We start from the raw sequence: 16041 nt of genomic DNA on the forward strand, positions 1-16041 counted from the left end.
CCACGGCCCGGCCACCGCCCCCGGCCCGCTCCGCCCCGACTCGCCCGCACCGAAAGGGACTCGACGAGGTGACACCCCAGGCAGAGCCCGACCACCCGGCCGAGAGCCCGGCGGCCGCGGCCGCCCGCCTCACCGGACGCGCCGCGACCGGACAGCATCCGCTCTCCGGCGCGCTCACCGAAGTCGCCCTCGACGGCGGGCAGTCGGTCGTCGTCAAGCGCGCCGACGCGCCGGGCGCGGTGCGGGCCGAGGCGGCCGGGCTGCGCTGGCTCGCCGCGTCCGGCACGGTGCGGATCCCGGCCGTGCGCGGGCACGACCGGCGCTGGCTGGTGACCGACCGCGTCCCGCCGGGCACGCCCTCCGCCCGGGCGGCCGTCCGCCTCGGCCGCGACCTCGCGGCCCTGCACGCCTGCGGCGCCCCCGCGTTCGGCGCGCCGCCACCCGACGGCCCCGAGGACGCGTACATCGGACTCGCCCCCCTGCGGAACGTCACCGGCGACGACTGGCCGCGCTGGTACGCCGAGCACCGCGTGCTCCCCTACCTGCGGCGCGCCGTCGACGACGGGACCGTGCGCCCGGCCGAGGCGGACCTGGTCGAGCGGGTCTGCGCACGGCTGCCCGAACTCGCCGGGCCCGCCGAGCCGCCCGCCCGGCTGCACGGCGACCTGTGGCACGGCAACGTCCTGTGGTCCGCCGACGGGCAGGCCTGGCTGATCGACCCGGCCGCGCACGGCGGCCACCGGGAGACCGACCTCGCCATGCTCGACCTGTTCGGCTGCCCGCACCTCGACGACGTACGGGACGGCTACCAGCAGGCGGCACCGCTCGCCGACGGCTGGCGCGAACGCGTCGGCGTGCACCAGCTCTTCCCTCTCCTGGTGCACGCCGTGCTGTTCGGCCGGGGCTACGCCGAGCAGGCCGTCGCAGTGGCACGGGCCGCGCTCACGACCTGACCCGCCCGGGCCGCGTGGTCACCGGATCGGGCAGCCGCATCAGGCGCAGGATGTTGCCGTGGTAGATCCGTGCGCGGTCGGCGTCCGTGAGGTCGAGCGTGTCCAGGGCGCGGATCGTCCCGCGGATGAAGCCGGGGCCGCCCTCGGGGTCGAAGGGGCAGTCCGTGCCGAACAGGACGTGGTCGGCCCCGAAGAAGTCGAGGCCGCACCGGATGCCGCTGGCGGAGCCCGACAGGGCCGTGTCGGCGTAGAAGCGGCGGAAGTACTCCAGTGGCGGGTGCGGCAGCGCCGTTTCGCGCAGGTGCGCGAGGTCCCCGCCCGCGGTGCGGCTGCCGAGCTGGTCGCCCCAGCCGAGTCCGATCCGCCCTTCGAGGAAGGGGATCATGGCGCCCAGATGATGGGTGATGATCTTGATGGTCGGGTGCTGTTCGAGCAGGCCGGAGAAGACGAGCCGGGCCATGGCGGCACTCGTCTCGTACGGCCAGCCGAGCGCCCACCAGATCTCGTACCGCGAGGTGTCCTCGGTGGCGTAGTCGGCGAAGGCGGCGCCGCGGGCGGGGTGCAGCCAGACGGGCAGGTCCCGCCGGGCCATCTCGGCGAGGATTCCCCGGAACTCGGGGGCGTCCAGCGGCTTGCCGCCGACATTGGTGAAGAGCTGCACGCCCCGGGCACCGAGGTCGTCGAGAGCGTGGGCGAGTTCGGCGAGTGCCGCGTCCGGGTTGTTGAGCGGCAGCGACGCGACGAAGGCCGGGAAGCGGTCGGGGTGCCGTGCGCACAGCTCGTGCAGTGACTCGTTGGCCAGGCGGGCGAGCGCCGGGGACTCGTGCGGGGCGGCGAGGCGTTCGATCGGCGGTGACGACAGCGTGAGGACCTGCTGGTAGCCGTCGCCGAACTCGTCCATCATCCGCAGGCGTGCGTCGAGGTCGTGCAGCGCGTCAAGCTCCAGCCAGCGTTTGAGGGCGGCGGTGTCGACGGCGAGTTCGCGCATCCGCGCGAAGTAGCGCCGGGGCAGGATGTGGCTGTAGGCGTCGAGTTTCATCGTTCGCTCCTCGCGGTCCGGGGAACCCAGTGGGTGATCTTGCGGTCGACGGCCTGGACCAGGGCCAGGGCCCCCAGGGCGACGGCGACGACGACCAGGAGCACGGCCAGCACGCTCGCGCTGTCGAAGCGGCCGCCCGCCTCGGTCACGAGGTGGCCGAGGCCGACCACGGCGATGAACATCTCGCCGTTGATCATGCCGGTGACGGCGCGGCCGACGCCGAGCCGCACCCCGGTCATGATCATGGGTGCGGCGGCGGGCAGCGCCACGCGCAGCAGCACCTGGCGTTCACTCGCGCCGTACGACCGCGCCATCTCCACCAGATGCGCGGGCACGGACCGCACGGCGGCCTCCGTGGTGACGATGACGATGAAGACGGCGTACATCACCACCACCGCCACGACCGAGGCCCGCCCCGCCCCGAGCAGCGAGAAGAACACCGGCGCGAAGACGAGGGAGGGGGCACTCAGCAGGGCGTGGACGTAGCTGCCGAGGGCCGCGTCGACTCGGCGCGAGCAGCCCATGGCGGTGCCGACGACGAGCCCGGCGGTGAGGGAGACGGCCAGGCCCAGGGCGAGACTGAGCAGGCTGTCGGCCAGGCTGCTGAAGATCAGGCCCTCACGGCACAGTGCGACGAGCCGGTCGAGCACCCGGCTCAGGGGCGGCAGCGACGACGCCTGTGCCGTCCGCCCGGCCACCTCCCAGACCACGGCGCCGACCCCGAGGCTGACGGGCGCCGCGGGCACGCGCCGCCATGCGGACCGGGCGTTCATGAGGCCGCCCTCTCCGGCCGGTGCTCGGCGTGCATCGCGCGCAGCCGCTCCCACAGATAGCCCGTGAGCTCGCCGTACTCCCCGGAGCGCGCCACGCCTCCGACGTCGCGCGCCCGCGGCCGGGGCAGCCGCACCGGCACGATCTCGGCGATCCGTCCCGGGCGGGCGCTCATCAGCGCGACGCGGTCACCGAGGAGGACGGCCTCCTCCATGCTGTGGGTGATGAACACGACGGTCAGCCGCTGCTCCTCCCACAGGGACAGGAGTTCCTCCTGCAGGAGCCGCCGCGTCTGTTCGTCCACCGCCCCGAACGGCTCGTCCATGAGGAGCACACGGGGGCGTACGGCGAGAGCACGGGCGATGCCGACGCGCTGCTGCATGCCGCCGGACAGCTCGCCGGGCAGCTTGGCCGCGCAGTCCGCGAGTCCCACCGTGGCGAGCAGCGCGCGGGCGCGTTCGGTGCGCTCGGCCCGGCCGACGCCGCGCACGCGCAGGCCGAAGGCGACGTTGTCCAGGACGGTCGCCCACGGCAGCAGCGCGAAGTTCTGGAAGACCATGCTCCGGTCGGGTCCGGGCCCGCGCACCGGGACGCCGTCGACGAGGATGTCGCCCTCGTCCCAGGGCACGAGCCCGGCGATGGCCCTGAGCAGGGTGGTCTTGCCGCAGCCGCTGGGGCCGAGGACGGTCAGGAACTCGTTCTCGGCCACGTCGAGGCCCACGTCGCTCAGGGCCCGCACAGAGGTGCCGTCCCGCACGGTGAAGCTCTTGGTCAGTCCGTCGACGGTGATCATCGGGTGCTCCTTGCCGGGTACGGAGGGGACTTGGGGGTGCGGGCCCAGCGGGTCAGCCTGCGTTCGGCCCAGTGCGCCGCGGTCACCAGGAGCAGCGCCTCGGCGAGGATGATCGCGATGGTGCCGTAGAGCGGCGGCGCCTTGAGCAGGCCGCGGTAGGTGAGGATCAGCCCGCCCAACCCGTCGGAGACCATGAGGAGTTCGACCAGGACCATGCCGGTGACGGCGCGGCCGAGACCGAGGCGCAGGCCCGTCATGATCGCGGGCAGGGCGCCGGGCAGCAGCACCCACCGCCAGATCCAGCGTTCGCCGGCACCGAACGAGCGGGCCATCTCGATCAGCGCCGGGTCCACCTGCCGTACGCCCGCACGGCTGTTCACGATCACCATGACGACCGCGAAGGCCGCGACGAGCGCGACCCGGGAGGCGAGGCCGACGCCGAACGACATCACCAGGAGCGGGATGACCGCGGCCACCGGGGTCACCAGCAGGATGTTCAGGTAGACGTCCGCGTACCGCTCCAGGAGCCGGAACCGGCCGAGCGCGGTGCCGACCGGGACACCGACGACGACGGCGAGGCCGAAGCCGAGCACCAGGGCCTGGTTGCTGACGTACAGGGCGCGCCACAGCTCCGCGTCGCCGAGCAGTGCGACGGTGGCGCGGAGCGTCTCGGTGAAGCCGGGGAGCAGCAGGCCGCCCCGGGCGCGGGCGTAGAGCTCCCAGGCCGTGGCGAAGAGCGCGAACGTCAGGAGCTGGTAGGGCAGTTTCCGCTCCAGGCACCGCCGCAGCGGTCCCGGCCGCCGCGTGGTGCGGGGGCCCGCCTGCGTCCTGACGCGTCCGCGCCCCGTGCGGGGGGTCGCCTTCGTGGTCGTGGCCGTCATGACGCGGCCCTGAGGAAGCTGAGGTCGGCCGCGTCGCGTGCGGACATGCCACGCCCGATCACACCGGCGCGGGCGAAGAAGTCGATGGTTCCCTGCACGTTGCGCGGGGTGAGGGCCCCGGCGTCGAAGAGCCGCGCCGCGCGGTACCGCTCGGCGACGCGGGCCACGTCGGCCTCGTCCTCCTGGGGGAGGTAGCGGCGCACCAGCCGTTCCAGGTGCCCCGGGCGGGCGTTGATCCGGGCGTGCTCGCGCACCAGGGCCGTGACGAACGCCTGGGACACCTCGCGGTGGTCGGCGAGGAAGTCCGCGTTGGCGTAGACGGTCTGCGGGTGCAGGTCGGGCAGGGTCCTGGCGAAGTCGGCGAGCTTGGTGAGGCCGGCGGCGCCCGGTTCCGGGGAGGACCCCAGAGCGACGGCGTCGGCGACCTCCAGCGGCGTCGCGTCGATCTCCCCCGCGGCGAGGGCCTGCGCGCGCACGTCCGAGCCGCCGAGCGTCAGATAGCGGGGGCGCCGGTCCGCGCCGCAGTGCGTGCGCACCCAGTCCTTGGCCATGGCGGTCGCGACCGCTCCCGCGCTGAAGATCCCGAAGGGGCGCTGGTCGAGGTCGTCGCAGGACGTGACGCCGGGGCGGCCGTAGAGCGCCCACTGGTTGCCGACGACATCGGCGATGATCTTGATGGGGGCGTCCTGCTCGATGGCGCTCAGCGCCGGTCCCGTCGCCTCGGCCGAGATCGCGTAGTCCCCCAACGCGAGTCCCTCGATGGCCAGTTCGGGCGCCGCGAGCTCCACTACGTCGACGTCGTGCCCCTGGCGCCGGACGGCGTCCACGGCCGCCAGGAACGGCACGATCGTGATGTCCGGCTCGACGACCGCCACGGTGAACGACAGCGTCCCGTCCGCGCGGGTCTCGGTGCCCGTGCCGCTGCCGCAGGCGGTCGCCGCCATGGCCGCGACACATAAGACCGCGGTGGCGGTGCATCGTTTCGTACGCGTCCAGGCCGCCCAGGCCGTGGTCCGGGTCCAGGTGCGCATGACCATCCCCCTTGGTGCCGCCTCGGTTCCCCGAGGTCATCGGTTAGGCAAACGTATGCCTTGCCCCGGGATGCTAGACACCCGCCCCTCCAGTCCGTCAAGAGACAACACCCGGTGAAAAGCGAGGCGTTGGGCCTGCGGATTGCCAACACGCCAGCTCATGTGCCATGTTGGAATCCTGAAGGGCAAACGTTTCCCGAATGCCTCGGCACAACTCTGGACGGTGGTGTGTGAGTTCACTGGTGGAAGTCGCCCGAGCGGCGGGCGTGGCCGTCTCCACGGCGTCGCGCGTGCTCAGCGGGGCGAACCATCCCATCTCGGCCAAGACCCGCGCCAAGGTCATGGAGGCCGCGGAGCGCCTGGAGTACTCGCCCAGCGCCCTCGCCCGCGCCATGGTCTCGCCGCACAGCCGCCTCGTGGGCGTCCTGGTGAGCGACATCGACAACCCGTACTTCTCCGTCATCGCCCGCGGCGTGGACGACATGGCGACCCGCGCCGGTTACGTGACGATGCTGTCCAACGTGGACCGGCGCACCACCACGGAGATCAGCCGACTGCGGGCCATGCGGGACTACCGCGCCGCGGGCGTCGTCTTCGCGGGCAGCGGGCACGTCGACGACCCGCAGGCGCCGAACCTGGTCAAGGCCGTGCGCCGCGCCCAGGAGGAAGGCCTGCACGCGGTCTCCCTGGCCGTGCGCGACCTGGGCTGTCCGTCCGTGGTCGTGGACAACCGCGCCGTGGCGCACGACATCACCGACCACCTCGTCTCACTGGGGCACCGGCACATCGCGTTCATCGAGGGGCCACCCGGCATGACGGTCAGCGAGCACCGTCGCGAGGGCTTCCTGTCCCGCATGGCCGACGCCGGCCTCACCGGGAGCGCGCACTGCCACCCCGGCGGCTTCAACCACCAGGCCGGGCACGCCGCCACCCTGCGGATCATCGCCCGCCGCCCCCTCCCCGACGCCATCCTCGCGGCCAACGACGAGGTCGCCGTCGGCGCGCTGAGCGCCCTGCGCCAGGCGGGCATCGACGTGCCGCGGGAGATCTCCGTGGCGGGCATGGACGATCTGCGGGTCGCGGAGTTCGTGGGCCTGACCACGGTGAGTCTGCCGCTGTACGAGATGGGTTCCCTGGCCGCCCGGCACATCATCGACACCGCCGCGCGCGCCGGTGCGGCACACGACGGGGGCACCGGCGCCACGGACGCCCCGGCGACGACCGTGCTCAGCCATCGCCTCGTCGCCAGGGAGACCACGACCCGACGGGCCGACGCCTGAAGCAGGACGGCCGGTCAGCCGCCGCACCCGTGGCCGGACGGATCGAACGATCGTGACGGCTGGCGACAAGCGAGCGGACGAGCCGACATCCACCGCCCGCCAGCCGCCAGCCGCCAGCCGCCACGATCAACTGCCCTGTCAGGACCTCTAAGCGGGCACCCGCTGCACCTTCTTGCCCACGCCGTCCGCCACCACGACCCCCAGCCCGCCGGGAACGGCCTTACGGGGCTCTTCGTCGATCGGCACCACGGCCCGGACCGCGCCGAACGCGGCAGCCGTGGCCCTGCGGGCGATCTCCTGGGTGCTGCCGTCCGCCTCGGTCCACTGACAGGTCAGCTCGCGGTAGTCGTCGACGGCCGCCTCCACCGCCTTGGTCATGCGCCGGTGCAGGACGATGTCGCGATCGGCGGCGGGGCGGGCGTAGAGCGCGCGTATCGCGGCGCGGAGTTCGGCGGCCTCGTCAGGACGTATGGCGTGCTGCTCGCTGCGGTCGACGAGGTGCAGAAGCTGGTGGAGAGCGTAGTGCTCGTTCATGGGTCGCCTCCTGTTGTGGGGCCGCCGAGACAGGTGCCCGCCACCGCGAACAGCGACGAGCATGATCCACGCATACCCCCGGATCACGCTGTCGCACCCCGTTCCGGGCGAACTTCTGTTCGCGTCTCGCCCCCGGTCGTGCGGAACCGGGCCCGGTACGCGGTCGGCGCGACCCCCAAGTGCTGCTGGAACACCCGGCGCAGCGACTCCGACGAGCCGAACCCGGCGCGCCGGGCGACCTCTTCGACGGTGTCGGGCCCCGCCTCCAGCAATGCCCGGGCTGCTTCGAGGCGTACGGCTTCGACGTACTGCCCGGGCGTCATGCCGGTCTCGGCGCGGAAGAGACGGCCCAGGTGCCGGGCGCTCACTCCCGCCTGCCGGGCCAGCGAGTCGAGGCTGTGGTCGTCCGTGGGGTCGGCGGTGACGGTGTCCATGACGCGGCGCACGACCGTCTTCTCGGAGGGCTCCGGTGCCAGGCGCTTGCTGAACTGCGACTGGCCGCCGGGCCTGGCCATGAAGACGACGAGTTGACGGGCGACGTCGCGGGCGAGGTGCGCGCCGTGGTCGTCCTCGACCAGGGCGAGGGCCAGGTCGATGCCCGCCGTCACACCGGCCGAGGTCACGACGGGCCCGTCCCTGACGAACAGCGGGTCCGCCGCGACCCGCACCCGCGGGTAGGCGGCGGCCAGCTCCCGGGCCAGCTCCCAGTGCGTGGCCGCGCGGCGGCCGTCCAGGAGTCCGGCCTCGGCCAGGACGAACGCCCCCGCGCACACGGAGGTGACCCGGGGGGCGCGGGCGGCGAGCGCGGCGGTCAGGTGGACGAGGTCGGTGTCGGCGACCGCCCGCCGCCAGTCGCGGCGGCCGGGGACGACCAAGGTGTCGACGCGGCGCGGCAGTTGGGCCGGGGAGCCGTCGACGCCGACGCGCACCCCCGACGAGGTACGGACGTCGTGTCCGGTCGGGGAGACGACGTGCAGGTCGTAGCGGGCGCCGTAGGAGTTGGCCGTGGTGAGGACCTCGGCGGGGCCGCTCACGTCGAGGAGCTGCACGCCGTCGAAGGCGATGAGGACGACGACGTGGCGGCGCTTCCTGGCGCTCCCCGCCCTCCCGACACTGCCGGGCCTCCCCTCGCGGGCTACTCCGCCCATGGCGAGTCCAGGATGGTCCGCACGAAGTCGCCCCGCTCGAACCCGGGGACGTGGGCCGCGAGGACGTCCGCCTTCACGTTGCCGAACGTCGTCTCCGGCTTGGTGCGGATGCCTTCGGTGAACGCGTCCAGGATCCGCCGTTTGAAGTCCGGGCGGGGGTGCAGGGCCACGATCGCGGCGCGGTCGGCGGCGGGGATGTCGTCGTACCCGATGCCGAGCACGTCGTACTCCACGCCCGCCGTGACGAGGGCGACCTCCGGTTCCATGAACTCGGGGATGCCGGGCGTGGTGTGCAGGGCGATGGCCGTCCACACCCGCCGGACGCTGTCCTCGGGCAGCCCGTGCCCCCGCAGGAACCGCTTCGCCTCCTCCGCGCCGTCCACCTCGAACCGCCGGCCGCTGTGGCGCGCGCCCTCGCCGAGGCCCACGTCGTGGAACATCGCGGCGACGTACAGCAGCTCGGGGTCGAAGCTCAGGCCGCGGTTGCGGCCCTGCAGGGCGCCGAAGAAGTACACCCGGCGCGAGTGGTGGTAGATCAACTCTCCGGTGGTGTCACGGATCAGCTCGGTGGCCTCCCGAGCCACCCGCGTGTCGGGAACCACCACGTCCACGCCCGCCCCCACGGCACTCGCCCTCATGTCCACGTCCACGTCTCCGCCCGCCTCTCCTGCGACCACTGTGTCCCTCTCGGTACCTCAAGGATCACGTCGGCCGACGGGCGGCGCCATGGCGGTCCCGCCAGGTATCCCACAGATGAGGACATCGCCCCGGTGCGCCGGGGCGCGCCCTCGCCCCCGCAAATCCCGTGGCCCGGACCGGGATCCCCGGCCTAGGCTCGACGCCATGAGCAAGCCCCTCATCGCCCTTCTCAGCGGAGCCGGCATCTCCACGGACTCCGGCATCCCGGACTACCGCGGCCCTCAGGGCCTGTGGCGGCGCGACCCCGAGGCCGAGAAGCTCGTGACGTACGAGTACTACATGGGCGACCCGGAGATCAGGCGCCGTTCATGGCAGATGCGGCGCGCCAACCGGACCCTCCAGGCGGAGCCCAACGTGGCGCACCACGCGGTGACCGCCCTGGAGCGCTCCGGGGTGCCGGTGCGCGTCATCACGCAGAACGTGGACGGGCTGCACCAGCTCGCGGGGATGCCCGACCGCAAGGTCCTGGAGCTGCACGGCACCGCCCGCACGGTGATGTGCACGGCGTGCGGGGCGCGCGGCCCGATGACGGACGCGCTGGCCCGCGTGGAGGCGGGCGAGAGCGACCCGCCGTGTCTGGAGTGCGGCGGGATCCTCAAGTCCGCGACGGTGATGTTCGGCGAGCGTCTGGACCCGGCGGTCCTCGGCCAGGCCGTGGCCATCGCCGAGGCCTGCGACGTGTTCATCGCGGTCGGCACCACCCTCCAGGTGCAGCCCGCGGCAGCCCTCGCGGGCCGCGCCGCCGAGCACGGCGCCCGCCTGATCATCGTCAACGCCGAGCCGACTCCGTACGACGACCAGGCCGACGAGGTCGTCCGCGAACCGATCGGGACGGCGCTGCCGGCGCTCCTGGCACGGATCGCCGACTAGGGCGGCCTACGGCTCGTACAGGGGCAGGAAGTGGATGACCGCTTCCTCGTACGGATGGGCCTCGCGGACCGCCTGCTGGACGGCGGCGGCCCGGTCCGGCTCGCAGACCGATTCGATCCGGCACTCCTCGCTGTGCTGGACGACGCCCACGTCGCCGTCGTACGGCCGCGAGCCGGGCAGCGCCTGCCAGTTGCCGGTCACCTTCCACACGCTGGAACAGCGCGCGTACTCGCCGACGCGGCCCGCACCGGCCGCGTGGAGAGCCTCGATCACGGCCTCCGCGTGGCTCTCGGGGACGGATATCTCGATCTTCAGCCGCTTCATGCCGGGACCCTAACAACTCGCCCGACCAGCACGTTCACCCGGCCGAAGCGGTCACGGGAGCCACAGCCGCCCCTCATCGACCGATGACGAACCGCAGCTCCGGGCGCTCCCAGGCGACCTTCGGCGGCGACGGGGCCACCGTGCCCACCCGCTCGGCGCCCAGGCGTCGGTAGAACTTCTCGGCCGGCGGGTGCGAGACCACACGCACGTCGCTCAGTCCGGCGTTCGCCGCCTGCTCGGTCATGTGGGCCACCAGGAGGCGGCCGATCCCCCTCCCCTGGGCCGCGTCCGCCACGAAGATCAAGTCCAGCTCCGCGGGGTCGAGGACCAGGGCGTAGAAGCCGAGTACCCGCCCGTCCGTGTCGGCAGCCACGAAGACCTGGTGCCGGGCGATGTAGTCGGGGGTGACGTGGTAGTCGGAGATGATCGAGGCGTACGCCCCCCGGTAGGCGTCGGCCCCCTGGACCAGTGCTGTGAGGCGCTCCGCGTCCTGCCCGGCGGCGCGTCTGATGATCGTCGATCCCATCCGAGAAGTATAAGGGCGCACTGGCCTTTCAGGTATTACCGCTCTGGTGCGCTCCGCCACAGAGAGCACGCCGGGCTCACGACGGCCATGCCTCAACACCTGTCCCACAGGCCGGGATTGCGCACAGGTGTGGCATGGTGGATCAACTGACGATCCGGATGCCTGAGCGTCCGCGTAGGGGGATCTTGATGCGTGTTCGTACCGTCGCGGCCTCTGCCGCACTCGTCCTGTGCGCCACGGCCGGCGCGGCGGCCTGTTCGTCCTCGTCGGACGCCGCGGACTCCGGTCGGCGCACCGGTTCCTCCACCCCTGGGAAGCCCGCCGCCGCGGACGACTTCAAGGGCCGCGTCGAGACGGGCAAGGCCCAGGCGGGCGGGCCGAGGATCGAGGGGCGGGACGTCACGGAGTGCGCGGTCTCCGCGGCCGAGATCCCGGAGAAGTGCGCCCTCGACGTGTCGTTCTCCGAGAGCACCGAGGGCGAGCCGGCCGCCGGGGAGCCCGTCATGCGGTGAGTGCGGGGCGGCAGGTCACCTCGCGGCCCTGACCGCCCGCCCGCGCGTGCGCGGCTTCTCGCACATCAGAATCCCCTTCCCCCGCCCACGAAGATCCATTAATCTCACAGCTCGTTCACAATTGAAGCAGTGACCCCGCATCCGGGGTCAGGGGTCGGGGGTAGTGGATCATGGGTGCGAACTGGCGTGTGAGGTTGAGCGTTCTCGCAGGTGCGTCGGCGCTTGCCGCCTCGGTCGTCACCGCGGCGCCGGCACTGGCCGAGGAGCCGCCGGGCGGCCTCCAGGAAGTGCAGATGCCGGCGAACGTGGAGATCCTCGACGGGGTCGCCCCGGCGCCCGAAGCCGCGGTTCCGTTCACGGGTGGAGGACCGAAGGCCGCCGCCGCGTCCGACACGTGCCTCGGAACGACGTCCGCCTACGGCGCCCGGGGCTGCTTCCAGCACAACGGTGACATCGTCTGGGCCCGCGACACGGAGAAGGACGGCATGTCCGCGGCCGTCGGGGTCTACACCGACTACGGCCGACCCGCCGCGGTCTGCATCAACAAGCTCGGCGCGGACACCTGGGCGACCTGCAACAAGGACTACAGCGAGAACGGGAAAGTGCGCCTGCGCGTCATGCGCTACGACGGCGGCAACGGCAAGTTCTACCAGCCCGAGACCTGGTCCGGCTGGATCCCCGTCGACGGACAGTACTGATTGTCACGGACTGGCTACGGGATCCGGAGGGAACCCGTCAGTCCGGGGGGCGTGCGCGAGGGTGTTCGGGACGGGGTATGCACCGGCCCGGGGCCAAGTCCCCGGCCGGTCAGGGGAGTTCGAGGAGTCGACCATGTCCATCACGTTCCGCAAGTCGTTCCGGGTGCTGCCGGGCGTCCGCGTGCACATCAACGGCCGCAAGTGGTCGATCACGGTGGGCGGGAGGCGCGGGCACCACACCATCAACTCCGACGGACGGCGTTCGTCGTCGTTGAACCTGCCGGGGTCGATCCACGTCCGGCGCGACCACCACCGCCACTGAGCGCGGGCGCCACCGCGCAGGGGAAGGCGTCACCGCCGGGAGCCCGCTCCCGGCGGTGACGCCTCAGCCCGGCCGTACCGTCACGACCACGTCGGTACCGCCGGGCGCCCCCACCCACACCTGCCGCACCCGCCCGGGCGGCACGCTCCGCGCGCTGACCCACGCCGCGCGGCCCGACACGGTGATCCGCCAGCCGGTGGTGCTCGGCGGCAGGGACAGCACGCTGACGCCGGGCCGCTCGGCCGCCCGGTAGGCGAGGCGGTACGTGCCGCGTTCCGCGTCGTGGCCCTCGGCCCGCACGGCGCCCGCGACCGCGGGGGCGTACGGCGTGGCGGTGCGCTCCTTGTTCGTACGGAAGCGTCCTTCGCGGTCGAGGGCGCAGTAGCCGCCGCCGCGGCACCAGACGTAGGCCGCCCACCCCGACGAGTAGCGGGTGAAGGAGGCGAGCGCTTCGTCGTGGAAGCGGCGCATGTTCGGCAGGCCGCTGTTCAGCGGGCCCCACTCCCCCACGACGACCGGGATGGACTGTTCGCGCGGGTAGGCGGTGACGGCGTTCTCGTACGCCGTGATCCAGCCCGCGGCGGGGTCGTAGTCGGCGCCCGCCTCCATGGCGGTGTTGTAGAAGTGCGGGGCGTACACGACCCGTTGGTCGTGGACGCGGCCGAGGCCGGTGGGCACGCCTTCGCCGACGATCGGGGTCGGCTCGACGAACAGCCAGTTCGAGCGGTCCCGGGTGCGGATCGCGTCGGCGAGGCGGTTGTACATGGGGGTGAGGTGTGTGGCCTCGATGCGGCGGGCGGCTCCCGCCAGGTCCTCGCCTGCGCGCAGCTCCCCCATCGGCTCGTTGATCAAGTCGTAGCCGAGGACCGCTGGGTGCGTGCCGAAGCGGTCGGCCAGGAGGCGCCACATGCGTTCCTGGGCGCGCCGCAGGTCCGCGTCCTCGTAGAGGTGGGTGAAGGCGCGCTGGACGGCGGGCTCGAAGTACTCGGAGAACCAGTCGTCGGGGTGCGGCGTGAAGGGCAGGCCGTCGGTGCGGGTCGCCCACTCCGGGATGCCGCGGTGGCCGAACGCGGGCCCGAACACGTCCTGGTGGGCGTCGATGACGACGTGGATCCCGTACCGGTGCGCCCAGTCGAGGATCCGGCGGATCTTGCGCAGGTACGACTCGCTGTACCGGCCGCGCCGCGGCTCCAGGTCGTCCCAGAAGACAAGGAGGCGGGCGAAGTTGAAGCCGCGTGCGCGCAGATCGGCGAAGTGCCGTTCGGTGATGGCGCTGAGGGCGTCCTCGCCGGTGTGCTGCTTGTCCTCGACGTTCCAGCCGCGCAGGGTGAGGGTGCGGCCGCGGTCGTCGGTGAGGCGGGGAATGTCGCCGACTCTCCGGACTGCGGCTCCATCTCCCTTGTCCATCGCGCGAGTTGAATCGTCGCGCCCATCAGCCCTGTGCGGGGCTTCCGGTGCCATGCCCGCGCCCAGCAGCGCGCCGACGATCAACACGACCAGGGCCATCAGGCCCAGGCGGTGCGTGCGGTGCCCGCCCAGGACGCGCGGACTCTTCCCCAGGACGCACGAGGGTTCACCCATGGCGCACGAGCCTACGACGCGCACCTCCGTATCGGACCGCTCTGATCCAGCCGGTCGCGCATCGGGCTGTCGCCGGGCGTCGCGGGCCCTGGCTCGCCACGCAGCCGCCGCCGAAAACCCGTTGGCGGGCCACGGCGACCGCTGCTACCTTCCGGGAGGCCGTGCGAGAGAACGAGGAGGTGGTACCCGTGAACGCAGAATCGACATGGGTGCTCCCCTCCGGGGTCACGGTCGGGCGACAGGTCGTCCGGGAGCGCCGTTCCTGAGCCTCCCGAAAGGCACGACCGTGCACTTCACCTCCGAGCAGCGCCTCGACGACGGCGTCCTCGAACGCGAATTCACCCTCGGCGAGATCCCCGGCATCCTGTGGACACCCGGACCCGCATCCGCACCGGCGCCGCTGATCCTGCTCAGCCCTCCTCCGCTCGGGCTGCGCAAGATGTACCCCCGGCTGGCGGCCCGGGCCCTGCACTCCGCGGCCCACGGCTACGCCACGGCCACCATCGAGCTGCCCGGAAGCGGCGACCGCCCCCGTTGGCCCGCCGCCGAACAGGCCGTCGCCGACCTGCGCCGGGCGATGGGGGCCGGCGAGCCGGTCGGTGACGAGATCATCGACGCGCTCATCCTCCCCCTGGTCGAGCGTGCGGTCCCCGAATGGCAGGCCGCCCTCGACGCCCTCCTCTCGCTGCCCGAGATCGGCGGCCCGGTCGGGTACTCGGGCGGAGTGATCTCCATCGGGACCCGCCTCGCGGTGGTCGAGCCGCGCATCTCGGCCGCCGTTCTGTTCGCGGGGAGTTTCATCCCCCGCGCCATGTTCGAGGAGGCCCGCCGGGTCACCATTCCGCTGCACGTCCTGCTGCAGTGGGACGACGAAGGCAACGACCGGCAGGCGGCACTGGACCTGTTCGACGCCTTCGGCTCCCGGGAGAAGACCCTGAACGCCAACATGGGCGGGCACACCGGCGTCCCGCAGTTCGCGGGGGACGCCGCGGGCCAGTTCTTCAACCGGCATCTGAAGTGATGCCGGGCCGCCCGAGCGGCAGCGGACGGTAGCTGGGATCGGCCCGCGTGCCGCTCGTCGAGGACAGGCCCGGGCCCTCCTCGACGAGCGGCACGCGGGTCGCGGCAGCCGCACGACCACCCCGATCGCGTCAGCGCCCGTTCGCGAGCAGCGCCGGAACGACCTCGTCCCACACCGCGCGCGGGAACACCTCGTGGCCGGTCTGCTCCATGGCGAGGAACCTGGCACCCGGGATCTCGGCGGCAAGGGCACGCCCGTGCTCCAGCGGGAACAGCGGGTCCTCGGTGCCGTGCAGGACGAGCGTCGGCGCCGTGATCGCGCCCAGGCGGTCCCGCCACGGCTCTCCGGCGTCGAGCAGGTAGGGGTTCGTGACCTGCGCCGCGATGTCGCGCGCGTGGTCGACGAGCCGCTCCGCCTGGGCGCGCACGGCGTCGGTGTCGAAGGGGCGCGACCGGGCCGCGAAGGGCCGCTCGCCCTCGACGAGATACTCGACGACGGCGGCCCGGTCGTCCCAGTCCGGCTCCGCCGCCTCCTCGGCGAAGACCGCGAGGAGCGCCTCGGAGATGGGCGGCAGGTCGGACTGGTCGTGCCCCGGCCCGCCGGGCGTCGAGGACGCGAGGGCGAGGGCGGCGACCCGGTCCGGGTGGTCGAGGGCGAGCAGCTGCGCGACAGCGGCGCCCTGGGACATGCCCACGATCTCGGCCGACGGCAGACGGAACCCGTCGAGCAGCCCGGCGGCGTCGGCGACCAGGGCCCGCAGGTCGTACGGCGGCTTGCCCGCGGGGTAGCCGGTGGAGCGGCCCGCGTCGCGGCTGTCGTAGCGGATCACATGTCTGCCACCGGCGACGAGGCGCAGGACGAACTCCTCGTCCCAGGCCTGCATCGAGTGGCCCGCGCCGTGGATGAGCAGGAGCGGCACGTCGGCGGGGTCGCCGAAGGTCTCCGCGCACAGTTCGACGCCGTTGGTCCGGATGAGGTGTTCGGTGCCGCGCATGGGGTGCCGCCTTCCCGTCATGTTCGTTACGTGTAACGGAGATGCTAGCGGACGCCTCCGTTAC

General features: G+C 72.9%; 19 protein-coding genes. 7 read left to right on the forward strand and 12 right to left on the reverse strand.

Features of this window, described 5'->3' with window-relative positions; genetic code table 11:
- Positions 1 to 68 precede the first annotated feature (68 nt).
- Complete coding sequence (locus tag AB6L24_RS01435) at positions 69 to 953, forward strand: fructosamine kinase family protein (RefSeq protein WP_405651063.1); 885 nt, start codon at positions 69 to 71, stop codon at positions 951 to 953.
- Here the strand turns inward: AB6L24_RS01435 and AB6L24_RS01440 are convergent.
- Genes AB6L24_RS01440 through AB6L24_RS01460 form a run of 5 tightly spaced genes read right to left on the reverse strand, consistent with a single transcriptional unit; the run spans position 943 to position 5468 of the window.
- Complete coding sequence (locus AB6L24_RS01440; RefSeq protein WP_405651065.1) at positions 943 to 1992, reverse strand: amidohydrolase family protein; 1050 nt, start codon at positions 1990 to 1992, stop codon at positions 943 to 945. The genes AB6L24_RS01435 and AB6L24_RS01440 overlap by 11 nt on opposite strands.
- Positions 1989 to 2765 (reverse strand): ABC transporter permease, encoded by a 777-nt coding sequence (locus AB6L24_RS01445; protein WP_405651067.1) that lies wholly within the window; start codon positions 2763 to 2765, stop codon positions 1989 to 1991. Before AB6L24_RS01445 ends, AB6L24_RS01440 begins: the two co-directional genes overlap by 4 nt.
- On the reverse strand, positions 2762 to 3556 hold the full coding sequence (locus AB6L24_RS01450; RefSeq protein ID WP_405651069.1) for an ABC transporter ATP-binding protein: 795 nt from the start codon (positions 3554 to 3556) through the stop codon (positions 2762 to 2764). Before AB6L24_RS01450 ends, AB6L24_RS01445 begins: the two co-directional genes overlap by 4 nt.
- Positions 3553 to 4437, reverse strand: a complete 885-nt coding sequence (locus tag AB6L24_RS01455) for an ABC transporter permease (RefSeq protein WP_405651071.1) — start codon at positions 4435 to 4437, stop codon at positions 3553 to 3555. The genes AB6L24_RS01450 and AB6L24_RS01455 overlap by 4 nt, the downstream gene beginning before the upstream one ends.
- Positions 4434 to 5468, reverse strand: coding sequence for an ABC transporter substrate-binding protein (locus AB6L24_RS01460; protein WP_405651073.1), 1035 nt, complete (start codon positions 5466 to 5468; stop codon positions 4434 to 4436). Before AB6L24_RS01460 ends, AB6L24_RS01455 begins: the two co-directional genes overlap by 4 nt.
- A 242-nt stretch (positions 5469 to 5710) precedes the next feature.
- On the opposite strand from AB6L24_RS01460, the gene AB6L24_RS01465 reads away from it, so the two are divergent.
- Complete coding sequence (locus tag AB6L24_RS01465) at positions 5711 to 6748, forward strand: LacI family DNA-binding transcriptional regulator (protein ID WP_405651075.1); 1038 nt, start codon at positions 5711 to 5713, stop codon at positions 6746 to 6748.
- A gap of 147 nt (positions 6749 to 6895) precedes the next feature.
- Here the strand turns inward: AB6L24_RS01465 and AB6L24_RS01470 are convergent, their stop codons facing one another.
- The 3 genes from AB6L24_RS01470 to AB6L24_RS01480 form a co-directional block, all read right to left on the reverse strand.
- Entirely contained in the window at positions 6896 to 7282 is a 387-nt protein-coding gene (locus tag AB6L24_RS01470; protein WP_405651077.1) for a hypothetical protein, read from the reverse strand.
- 83 nt (positions 7283 to 7365) lie between these two features.
- Positions 7366 to 8430: a GlxA family transcriptional regulator gene (locus tag AB6L24_RS01475; RefSeq protein ID WP_405651079.1), complete on the reverse strand. Its 1065-nt coding sequence runs from the start codon at positions 8428 to 8430 to the stop codon at positions 7366 to 7368.
- The gene (locus tag AB6L24_RS01480) at positions 8418 to 9068 is read right to left on the reverse strand and encodes an HD domain-containing protein (RefSeq protein ID WP_405651081.1); all 651 of its coding nucleotides are present in this window, start codon (positions 9066 to 9068) and stop codon (positions 8418 to 8420) included. Before AB6L24_RS01480 ends, AB6L24_RS01475 begins: the two co-directional genes overlap by 13 nt.
- 205 nt (positions 9069 to 9273) lie before the next feature.
- On the opposite strand from AB6L24_RS01480, the gene AB6L24_RS01485 reads away from it, so the two are divergent.
- Positions 9274 to 9999 carry a Sir2 family NAD-dependent protein deacetylase gene (locus AB6L24_RS01485; protein ID WP_405651084.1) on the forward strand — a complete coding sequence of 242 codons (726 nt, stop codon included), beginning with the start codon at positions 9274 to 9276 and terminating at the stop codon, positions 9997 to 9999.
- 6 nt (positions 10000 to 10005) lie between these two features.
- Here AB6L24_RS01485 and AB6L24_RS01490 read toward each other — a convergent pair whose 3' ends face one another.
- Both AB6L24_RS01490 and AB6L24_RS01495 read right to left on the reverse strand, forming a co-directional pair.
- Entirely contained in the window at positions 10006 to 10323 is a 318-nt protein-coding gene (locus AB6L24_RS01490) for a hypothetical protein (RefSeq protein ID WP_405651086.1), read from the reverse strand.
- 73 nt (positions 10324 to 10396) lie between these two features.
- Positions 10397 to 10849, reverse strand: coding sequence for a GNAT family N-acetyltransferase (locus AB6L24_RS01495; RefSeq protein WP_405651088.1), 453 nt, complete (start codon positions 10847 to 10849; stop codon positions 10397 to 10399).
- Between the two features lie 188 nt (positions 10850 to 11037).
- Between AB6L24_RS01495 and AB6L24_RS01500 the strand changes: the two genes are divergently transcribed.
- The 3 genes from AB6L24_RS01500 to AB6L24_RS01510 all read left to right on the forward strand — a co-directional run bounded on the left by AB6L24_RS01500 (position 11038) and on the right by AB6L24_RS01510 (position 12381).
- Positions 11038 to 11361 (forward strand): hypothetical protein, encoded by a 324-nt coding sequence (locus AB6L24_RS01500; protein ID WP_405651090.1) that lies wholly within the window; start codon positions 11038 to 11040, stop codon positions 11359 to 11361.
- 170 nt (positions 11362 to 11531) lie between these two features.
- Positions 11532 to 12059, forward strand: a complete 528-nt coding sequence (locus tag AB6L24_RS01505) for a hypothetical protein (RefSeq protein WP_405651092.1) — start codon at positions 11532 to 11534, stop codon at positions 12057 to 12059.
- A gap of 133 nt (positions 12060 to 12192) precedes the next feature.
- Positions 12193 to 12381 carry a DUF4236 domain-containing protein gene (locus AB6L24_RS01510; RefSeq protein WP_033263707.1) on the forward strand — a complete coding sequence of 63 codons (189 nt, stop codon included), beginning with the start codon at positions 12193 to 12195 and terminating at the stop codon, positions 12379 to 12381.
- Positions 12382 to 12444: 63 nt separating this feature from the next.
- Here the strand turns inward: AB6L24_RS01510 and AB6L24_RS01515 are convergent, their stop codons facing one another.
- Entirely contained in the window at positions 12445 to 13788 is a 1344-nt protein-coding gene (locus tag AB6L24_RS01515; protein WP_405656993.1) for a glycoside hydrolase family 5 protein, read from the reverse strand.
- 460 nt (positions 13789 to 14248) lie between these two features.
- On the opposite strand from AB6L24_RS01515, the gene AB6L24_RS01520 reads away from it, so the two are divergent.
- Entirely contained in the window at positions 14249 to 14983 is a 735-nt protein-coding gene (locus AB6L24_RS01520; RefSeq protein WP_405651094.1) for an alpha/beta hydrolase, read from the forward strand.
- Between the two features lie 130 nt (positions 14984 to 15113).
- Here the strand turns inward: AB6L24_RS01520 and AB6L24_RS01525 are convergent, their stop codons facing one another.
- Positions 15114 to 15977 carry an alpha/beta fold hydrolase gene (locus AB6L24_RS01525; RefSeq protein ID WP_405651096.1) on the reverse strand — a complete coding sequence of 288 codons (864 nt, stop codon included), beginning with the start codon at positions 15975 to 15977 and terminating at the stop codon, positions 15114 to 15116.
- Between the last annotated feature and the right edge of the window lie 64 nt (positions 15978 to 16041).

The organism is Streptomyces sp. RK9, assembly GCF_045070545.1.
In the GTDB taxonomy this organism is placed as follows: domain Bacteria; phylum Actinomycetota; class Actinomycetes; order Streptomycetales; family Streptomycetaceae; genus Streptomyces; species Streptomyces alboflavus.